Source organism: Parapedobacter sp. 2B3 (assembly GCF_041925275.1).
GTDB classification, from domain to species: Bacteria; Bacteroidota; Bacteroidia; order Sphingobacteriales; family Sphingobacteriaceae; genus Parapedobacter; species Parapedobacter pyrenivorans_A.
In genome coordinates this window covers 1-8918 of sequence record NZ_JBHEUZ010000041.1, presented here as the reverse complement: position 1 = coordinate 8918, position 8918 = coordinate 1, and the positions used below count along the sequence as shown (strand labels likewise).

The window sequence follows — 8918 nt, the reverse complement described above, 5'->3', positions numbered from 1 at the left end:
TTTCATGATTTAAATATACTGAAAATCAAGCTAATATCAAATGTTATTTCAAATCAATGAGTTTTTAGAGGTGCCCTTATAAAACAGGGGCAGGAAGAGACATAAGTACCTACTTCCTGCCCCATTTTTTTGTCCCGTTTTCAAAATCCGTAAAAGTCGATTTCACTTATAATGCACCGCATCGATATGACGCGGTGTACGAGTCGATATCCAACGACATGCACACACCGTGTTTTCCATGGCCAATCCCCGGAGCCTACTCAAACGCCGACAACGGGATATAGCCGTGGGTATAGAGTTCTTCCCGGCTATCAATTTGGTAGTCGCAACCGTTGTGGATGAGGACAATTCGGTCGCTGATAGAAAGTATCCGCTCGTAGTAATGGTCCGTAATGATAAAGCCTTTGCGGGTACGGAGCTGTTATATGAATAACGCTGTATGGCTTTGCAACCCCAATAAGCCACGATTATTTAAAACTCCGTTAACAAAACCCGGGAAGGCGAGTGTACCAGGCAGTTGCATCGGTAGTATCCGACAACAGACCCCCGCCAGGTGAAACGCGTGGAGTCTTTTGAGGTCTGCAAGTATGGCAGAAAGGTGACGGATGCAGATATCCGCCACCTGTTCCCTATGCTGTCCGAGGAGTAAGTATCACTTAATCAACCCGTTGGTAAACCCGCACGTAATCAACTTTCATTTGTTGGGGGAAAACACCGTCGTCAATCCCTTGCCTTCCTCCCAAGCCTCCTCCGACCGCGACGTTGAGCTTGAGGTAGAAAGGCTGGTCAAATGGCCATTCATCGACACCCAGATTCTGATTCGCAAAGCTGTGGTACACCTCGCCATCCAACAGGAAGTCTATTTTGTCGGGTGTCCACGTGATTGCGTAGACATGAAATTCCGTATAGGGGTTTTCAATGGCGATTTTCCTGCCTACTTGCGTATTCCGAATATGGTTATACGCCTGAGTATGTACCGTGCCGAATATACTGTCAGGCTCGTACCCCACATGCTCCATGATATCGATCTCCCCGCAAGCAGGCCACCCCACTTCCGGTCGGTTCTGGCCCAACATCCAGATGGCGGGCCACAAGCCCACCCCCGAGGGCAGCATCGCCCGAACCTCGATATGGCCGTATTGCCAATCGTGCAGGCTCATCGTTTGCAAGCTGGCCGACGTAAAGCGGGCTTGTTCGATGTTTTTTCGCCAGTCTTGGTCAGCGGTGTCAACAAAAGCGGCGTTGTCCATCGTTTCCAGGTGTGCTTCGATGACCAGGTTGCCGCCCTGCACCCGCGCGTTGGCGGGCCGGCCGGTATAATACTGCGCTTCGTGATTGCGAATAAACCCATCTTCATACAGCCAGTTTGCCGTATCGGGTCTGTCTCCTGTATCAAATTCGTCCTGCCAGACCAGTGCATACCGATGCCCGTCGATCACGTTATGGCCGTCGTTTTGGCAGGATGCCGAAAGCAGCGCGGCCAGCGCCAACATGGCCAGGCCGTCCCGCGACACCTTTTTTGGGGCTTGGCGTTTAATTGTAACCATCGTTTTGGGGATAAGCGGGTCCTAAGAGATTCATTTCTGATAGCGGTATCGGCAGGTTGACCATGTGTGGCTGGATACGGGTTCGGGCCTGATTTTGGAAATCCCCGTTGCGGGCGTTTCCGGCGTATTGCTGCAGTTGCGACACCAAGGTGCCCAAGCGCTTCAACAGATACCAGCGTTGCCCTTCAAAACCGAGCTCGCGGGCGTCCTCGTCCATAATGGTCTGGATATCCATCGTGGACAACTCGGCCGCGTGTGCCCGGCGGCGGATCGCGTTGATATACGGTAGCCCTGCCGCAGCCCCGGAAATCCGGTAATTGGCCTCGGCGGCAATCAGGTACGTTTCGGCCAAGCGATAGACCATGATGTTTTTCGGATGATCTACTTCCGTCGGAATACCGTCTTCGTACATAAACTTCACGCACGAGGGATTTAAGCGGGTATAATACAGGTTTCGCTCCGTGACATCCGTACTGAACTCGTCATACACACGAATGGTATCCCCCAGGGTGGCTCCTTCGGGCAGGGTGGTCGGGTCATTGTACGTGTAGTACATTCGGTAATAACTGCCGTTTTTGCGGTCATCGTTGGGATCCTCGTTCAGTAAGTCGCGGAAGTACTCGTTGAGCAACAAGAAACCGGCTCCCCGCCCTCCCTGTAGATTGTCGTATGCCGCGCCCGGCGTAGCCCCGTATTGCGATACCAGCAAAAAATTGAACCGATGCGGGGTGCCGCCGCCAAAGGTTTGGTCCTTGTACTGCATGGCAAACAAGGTTTCGCTGTGGTTTAGATCTCCGCTGAACACTTCGGCAGTGCTGCCGACCAATGCATGGTAAGGCGAGTTGATAACCGCTTCTGCCTGGTTTTTTGCCTCTTGCCAGTTCTCTTCCCATAGTGCCACCTGCGCCTTGATATGCCGGGCTGTCCCTTGCGTTAGGCGTCCGTATTGCGTGGTTGTCCATTCGAGGTGTTCCACGGCAAACGACAGGTCGTCGTTGATCAAGGCGAATATCTCAGCCTCCGAGGATTTGTCCTGTATGATATCCAAAGCGTTTTCGGGTGTCGTCGGCTCAGTGGTCACGTAGATGTTATTGAACAACTTGTACAGAATAAAATAGGATCGTGCCCTGAACGTCCGGGCCTCGGCCACCAGCTGGTTTTTGCGCTGCGGATCCATCCCCTGTATCGTTTCAGCGGCAGCGACTAAGGCGTTGGCCCGGTCGATGATGCGGTAATACGTACGCCAGTAGTGACTATAACGAGTCGTCCCGAAATCGCCGAGGGTGGCACCCCAGGACAGAATGCTATACAGCGATGCTTCCCCCGCACGGCCAAGCACCAAGTCGTCCTTCGCCTGCAGGAGAAATGGCGGGGTGAAATTCCATTCGCCATTTTGATAAAATCCGCGTGTCAGGTTGTACAAACTCACCACGCCGAGTTCCAATCCCTCAGGTGTATTATAAATAAAATCAGCAGAAAAACTGGTCGTGGCCTGCTCTTCGAGGAATTTTTCGCAGGAGGCAAACAGCAGCATCGCGACAAGCACGCTGCCGGTGGCTATGATGTGGGATATTTTTCTAGTTTTCATTTTAGTCAAGTCTAGCTATTGGTTAAAAATCGACTCTCACCCCGGCAGAATAGGATTTCGCGTCGGGGAACGAATCGGGGTTTAGCTCCGGGCTGTACGACTTATAGTCGGTAATGGTCACCAGGTTGTTAAACATGGCATAAACACGTATTGAGCTGATTTTGAGCCGTTCGGTCCAGGCACTTGGCAGCGTGTACCCCAATGTCAGCGCGCGCAAGCGAATGTATGAGGCATCTTGCACGGCCAACGCAAACAGATTGCTCTGTGTTACCCGGCTAGGCCTGGGGTATTCCGTTGAGGGGTTTTCGGGTGTCCAATACGGCACCTTGATGCCATTCAGCACGCCCTGCATCGACCCGCCCGTTTCAAATTGCGCCAAATACGGGTTCAAGTTGATCGCTCCCTGCGACATATAAATGTCCGCATACAGATCAAAGCCTTTGTACCGGAAGGTATTGGCGACAGACCCGAACCATTTGGGGTCGCGGGCAAACACCACGTTGTCATCGTCGGTGATAACGCCGTCCCCGTTCACGTCAACGACCCGAATGTGGCCCGGCATGATGTCGGGCTGGGTCTGCTGGGCAGAAGCGTCAATTTCTGCCTGTGTCTGGAAAATCCCATCGAACTTGCGTTGGAAAACCACGTTGATGGGGTACCCGACGAACCGGTTGTTGGCCCGATCGTCAGCGGGATTACCGTGAATATCGTACAATCCCGTCTTGAGGATCTTGTTCCGGTTTCGGCTAAACATGGTCGTCATGCCCCAGCTGAAATCGGCGTTTTTTATCAGTTGCCCGTTGAGGGTCACTTCAACCCCGCGGTTTTGGCTTTCCGCGCCATTGGTTACCGTCGAGGCAAACCCGGTCGTTCCGGCCAATGAGATATTGACCAACAGATCGGTCGTTCTGGTGTTGTAATATTCTACCACGCCCGACAGCCTGCCCCGCCATAGCGAGAAGTCGATGCCGGTATTAAACATGGTAGAGGTTTCCCAAGTGAGGTTGGGGTTGGGCAAGTCGGTGCCGGGAATGTTGCCGCCGACCGTATTCCCACCAAAAATATAGGGGAAAGAACCTACCGTACCGAGTGTTTGGAACGGTGCTATGGCCTGGTTGCCCACCTCGCCGTAGCTCACCCGCCATTTCAATTCGTCGATACTCGACACGTCGCGCAGAAAGCTCTCATTGTTGACCTTCCACGCGGCGGCCACGGCGGGGAAAAAGCCCCATTTGTTGCCCTTGGCGAATACCGACGAGCCGTCATACCGGCCCGTCACCGAGAACAGGTACTTGTCCATCAGGTTATAGCGCACGCGCCCCATAAACGAGGAGATGGCGCGCCGGGTCTCCGTGCGCCGGGCATCCTTGTTCAACGCGTCGCCTATCCCGTGGTAGCCCAGCAGGTCATTGGGGAATGTCGTGCCAATTGTTTGGCTGGCCGCGTGGTTGATCTCATTGATACTTTGCACGCCCGTAATGTCGATTTGGTGGATACTGCCGAAGGTTTTATCCCAGGTCAGGATATTTTCCACCAAGTACTCATTCCTGATAAGGTCGTTGATTTCTGCCCGGCCCCTGGCGCTTACCCCCTGGGAGTGCTGGCTGGTGAGGTACAGGCCGCGGTTAGTATTGCTCCTGTTGAGCAGCCCGTTGAACCGGTACGTGAGGTTGTCCGTTATTTTGTAGTTGAACGCAAAATTGATGTTCAGCAGGTTATCCCGCGATTCGTTCGTCGATTCCCTGATGTTCCACAGCGGGTTGACCGTGAGGCTGTTCGGGCCCAGCGGAAACCGCACCAAATTCCCGTCCTCGTCAAATGGTTTTGCCAACGGGGAGATGGTAATGAAGTTGAGCGAAGTGGATTCGATATCCTGCTTGTCCGTGATGAAGTTGATGTTGGCCTCCAGGCTGACCCGGTCGTTCACGGTCTGGTTGATGTTCGTGCGGAATGCCAGCCGTTCGTACCCGGACCCCTTGATCAGGCCCCGCTGGTCAAAATAGGTCAAGCTGGAATAAAGCTGGGTGCGCTCGCTGCCCCCGCTTACACTGAGCGTATGGCTGTTTACGACCGCTTTTCGCAGGATCATTTCTTCCCAGTTGACAAAGTTTTGGTTTTGCAGCGCTTCCAGCTCAAAGTCGTCAAACATTTCGATGTCGCTGGGGTACGTGTAGTCGGGCGGGTTGCTGGTGCGCCAGGCCTCCCGCCTTAACTGCGCAAACTCCTCTGGCGAATAGAGGTCGAAGTTGCGGGTAAGCTGTTGGGTGGTGCTGTATCCGTGGTATCCAATGGTCATCCTGCCTGTCTTGCCGCGTTTTGTCGTGATCAGGATCACGCCGTTTGATGCCCTGGCGCCATAGATGGCCTGCGCGGAGGCATCCTTGAGGATTTCCACGGACGCAATGTCGTCGGGGTTCACGTCGTTGATGTTGTCGATCGGGAACCCGTCCAGCACATAGAGCGGCTCGTTGCCTCCCTGAAAGGACTTGACGCCCCTGATCGTAATGTTAGACCTGCCTCCCGGCCGAGGGTCAGCCAGGTTGACCTGCACCCCTGCCGCTTGCCCGCGGATCATCTCATTGACGTTGCTAGTCGGCACGGATGTTGCCTTGCCGACATCCAGGGTCGATACGGAGCCGATGACATCGCTTTTGCGCTGGACGCCATACCCCACTACGACCACCTCATCCAAAATGGACGGCACTTCTGCCAGGACAATATTGCCCATATCCGGCGCGGCCGCCACCTCGCGGGCACGAAATCCCATAAAGACGATTTCCAGCTGCGACCCTTCCGGGACATTGTGTAGGCTGAATTCGCCCTGTTCGTTCGTGACCGTGCTCATCGCGTGGTTCTTGACGCGTACGGTTGCGCCCTGGAGCGGATTCCCCAGGCTGTCTACCACGCGGCCCCGCACATCGGTATCAACCCGCATGGGGGCCGCAAGCTCGGACGCCAGCCGCGGACCCGCGGTGGCCTTGGGCCGAATGACGATGGCGTCCCGGCCAAGCTCATAGGCAAACGGTTGATTGCTAAACAATATCTCTAGAGCCCGGCTGATCGGTTGGTTCCTGACATCCACCGTTACGGGCTTGGCCTCCCGGAGGTGCACGTCGTTCAGCACAAACGCGTAACCCGTTTGCTTGCGGATTTCCCGCAGTGCCTTCTCCAACTTCCCACCGCGCATCCGTAAGGTCACTTCCTGCGAAAACGCCTCGGCAGCGGTTTGGAGGGTCAATAGAACAATAAAAAAAACAGTTAGTTTCATAAGGATGAAACATTTTAGGGTCTTCTTGCCAAGGGTTAGTCTGCGAATCGTAGCATACGAATTATTCGCCCCTTTGACATCATTGGGTTTATTCATACTTTTGTATGGTTAGTTGGTTAATGCTTGATGTACTTCTTCAAGTTCACGCGTTTACCGACTGCACATTGGCCGGAGGTGGTTGCTACACTTCCGGTTTTTTTGTCGGCAGTATCATACTATTTAGGCTGTTATTGGTTACTTCATAATCACCACCCTCCTTTCCTGCCCGCTGGCGGGCGAGCGCTGTATTTCAAAACTCATGGCAGTCGCCCCCTCGATCATTGCCAGCACGCTGGACAATGGCACGTTCCGGGGTATCTCTCCCGATAACGTCGCTTGGGGTAGTTGGCCATCGCTGAACTCCACATTATACCAGCGTTCCAGCTGGCGCAAGACGCGGGAAAGCTCCAGGCGCCCAAAAATAAAGACGTTGTCCTTCCAAGCCGTATAAACCTCCACATCCACCTGGTTCAGGTCGGTGTCCTGTCCGCGCACGACAGCTTGTTGCCCGGGCATTAAGAGGTTGCTTGCTTGCGATTCGACGTTCTTGATCCGAACGGAACCGCCGACTAGGGTCGTCCGGGTGTCCGGCTCGCCCGGGTAGGCCGATATGTTGAATTCCGTGCCTAGCACTTCCACGACCTGGCTGGCCGTTTTCACAACAAACGGCACCATTGCCGCAGGGTTGGAACCATTGGCCCCTCGCCCGGCATGCCGGCTTGCCGCAGGCTCCTGGCGCCGCACCTCGAAATAGGCCTCCCCCTCTAGCTCCACCACCCGCTCTGGCCCATCAAACCGGGACGGATACCGCAGCGTGCTGACCGCATTGAGCCAGACACGGGTGCCGTCGGGCAGGGTGACTTGGTATTGGCCGCCATAGGGGGTTGACAGAGTCATGTACTGCGTCGTTTCCGTGCCGGCTCCCTCGGTTGGCGGGGGGGCGCTCTCCGACACCGGCGTGCCGTCATTGTAGGTAATGCCGCCGCGAACGACCACGCCGAACTGATCCGAGCGCAACGCTATTGTGCGGCCATCGGCGAGGGTGAGCGTGGCGTGGTTGCCTCCCGGAAGCGCGTCGCCCCCGTAAGCACTCTCCAGCGGGCTGTCGCCCGAGTAGTTCGAGTGGTACCAATTCCAGGCTAGGCCGGCTAACAGGAAGACAAGGATCGCGGCGGCATACGGCAGTATCCGCCTGCGGAAAACAACGGCTAGCGAGGGCCTGCCTTTGCGCGCTTGCACCCGGGCATATACCCTGTCTAGAATGGCCTTTACCTCATCCACGGACTCAACCGCGCCGTCAGGCAGTGTGTCAAAGCCACTTTCAATAAGCCGTTCGGCCAGTCGCTTTCCCTTGCCGCTCTTGATGTGGCGAAACAGCAGCTCAGCCTCTTCCGGCGTGCAGGCATTATTGCGATACCGCTTGAATAAATCGATCAACGTTTCCTTGTCCACAGCGAGGTGTTTATAAGTAATACACGTAACCTATGCCCGCCATTACCTCCCAAGCAAAAAAAAAGAAAGAAAATTGGTTACAGCTGCTGGGCGACTGCGGAAGCGATGGCCAAGAGCATGGCGCTTTCGGAAAGGCCGACTTGTTTTTTGATCGCCTTGGTCGCTTTGACAATGTGGGCGTTGATCGCCGCGACGGAGCATCCCAACAACTTGCTGGCCTCCTCGTAGCTCATCCCTTGTATCTTGCAAAGCATGTACACTTCCCGCCGCTTTGGCGGCAGGCTTTGGATGGCTTGCTCTATTATCTGGTGGCTCTCGTGGTATTGCACCTGCTCATCGACATGCCGGTATAGTTCGGAGGACTGTGACGCGATGTAGGCCGCCACCTGGGTTTCCAAGGAAGCCCGCCGAAAGTAGTTGTAAACCAGGTTTTTCGAAATGGCAAAAAGATAGGACTTGAATGACTTTTGCTCGTCGATAGTGGCCCGATATTGCCAAACCCGGACAAAAACATCCTGCAACAAATCCTCGGCCTGCGCCTTGTCCTTGACTAACCGGAGAATGTTCGCAAATACCCGCCCGCCATAACGGTGGTAAACCAGTGCGAACGCCGATTCGTCGCCTTTGCGCAGGCGCTGCAGCAATTCATTCTCAACCATGTCATCCCGCTTAAACATCATTTTAGGCCGTGGGGGCAAACAAAGGTAAGGATTTGCCCGTACAAAACGAACGGCTGGGGTGCGTAGGGTGTCTAATCAGCCAAAGTTTCGCAAGCATGACCCACCGAGGTAAAATTCGAGTTGAATGTACGCAAATATTGGGTAAACCCGGCTTCCCCGCCTTATATTTTTCAGGTTCGGCGCCCTCACGCCCATCTTACCCATCCCGCATTTGCCCGGTTGCACGACACGGCGTTGTCATATATATTTATGGGCATCTCTAAAAACTAGGTATTCTGCCTTTCGGGATTTGGTTTTTGAAAATTTTTTGTGTTCTAAATCTCATTGTTGATGTGCTGTTTTTG

At 54.4% G+C, this 8918-nt stretch carries 6 protein-coding genes; 1 reads left to right on the top strand and 5 read right to left on the bottom strand.

Annotated features, from left to right (window positions below):
* Positions 1–238 precede the first annotated feature (238 nt).
* Positions 239–433, top strand: a complete 195-nt coding sequence (locus ACEVG1_RS20835; RefSeq protein WP_374745665.1) for a hypothetical protein — start codon at positions 239–241, stop codon at positions 431–433.
* Positions 434–656: 223 nt separating this feature from the next.
* Here ACEVG1_RS20835 and ACEVG1_RS20830 read toward each other — a convergent pair whose 3' ends face one another.
* The 5 genes from ACEVG1_RS20830 to ACEVG1_RS20810 all read right to left on the bottom strand — a co-directional run bounded on the left by ACEVG1_RS20830 (position 657) and on the right by ACEVG1_RS20810 (position 8553).
* Positions 657–1547: a glycoside hydrolase family 16 protein gene (locus ACEVG1_RS20830; RefSeq protein ID WP_374745664.1), complete on the bottom strand. Its 891-nt coding sequence runs from the start codon at positions 1545–1547 to the stop codon at positions 657–659.
* Entirely contained in the window at positions 1534–3135 is a 1602-nt protein-coding gene (locus tag ACEVG1_RS20825; protein ID WP_374745663.1) for a RagB/SusD family nutrient uptake outer membrane protein, read from the bottom strand. Before ACEVG1_RS20825 ends, ACEVG1_RS20830 begins: the two co-directional genes overlap by 14 nt.
* 22 nt (positions 3136–3157) lie before the next feature.
* Positions 3158–6403 carry a TonB-dependent receptor gene (locus ACEVG1_RS20820; protein ID WP_374745662.1) on the bottom strand — a complete coding sequence of 1082 codons (3246 nt, stop codon included), beginning with the start codon at positions 6401–6403 and terminating at the stop codon, positions 3158–3160.
* Between the two features lie 234 nt (positions 6404–6637).
* Complete coding sequence (locus tag ACEVG1_RS20815) at positions 6638–7339, bottom strand: FecR family protein (RefSeq protein ID WP_374745661.1); 702 nt, start codon at positions 7337–7339, stop codon at positions 6638–6640.
* Positions 7340–7971: 632 nt separating this feature from the next.
* Positions 7972–8553 (bottom strand): RNA polymerase sigma factor, encoded by a 582-nt coding sequence (locus ACEVG1_RS20810; RefSeq protein ID WP_374745660.1) that lies wholly within the window; start codon positions 8551–8553, stop codon positions 7972–7974.
* Positions 8554–8918 lie beyond the last annotated feature (365 nt).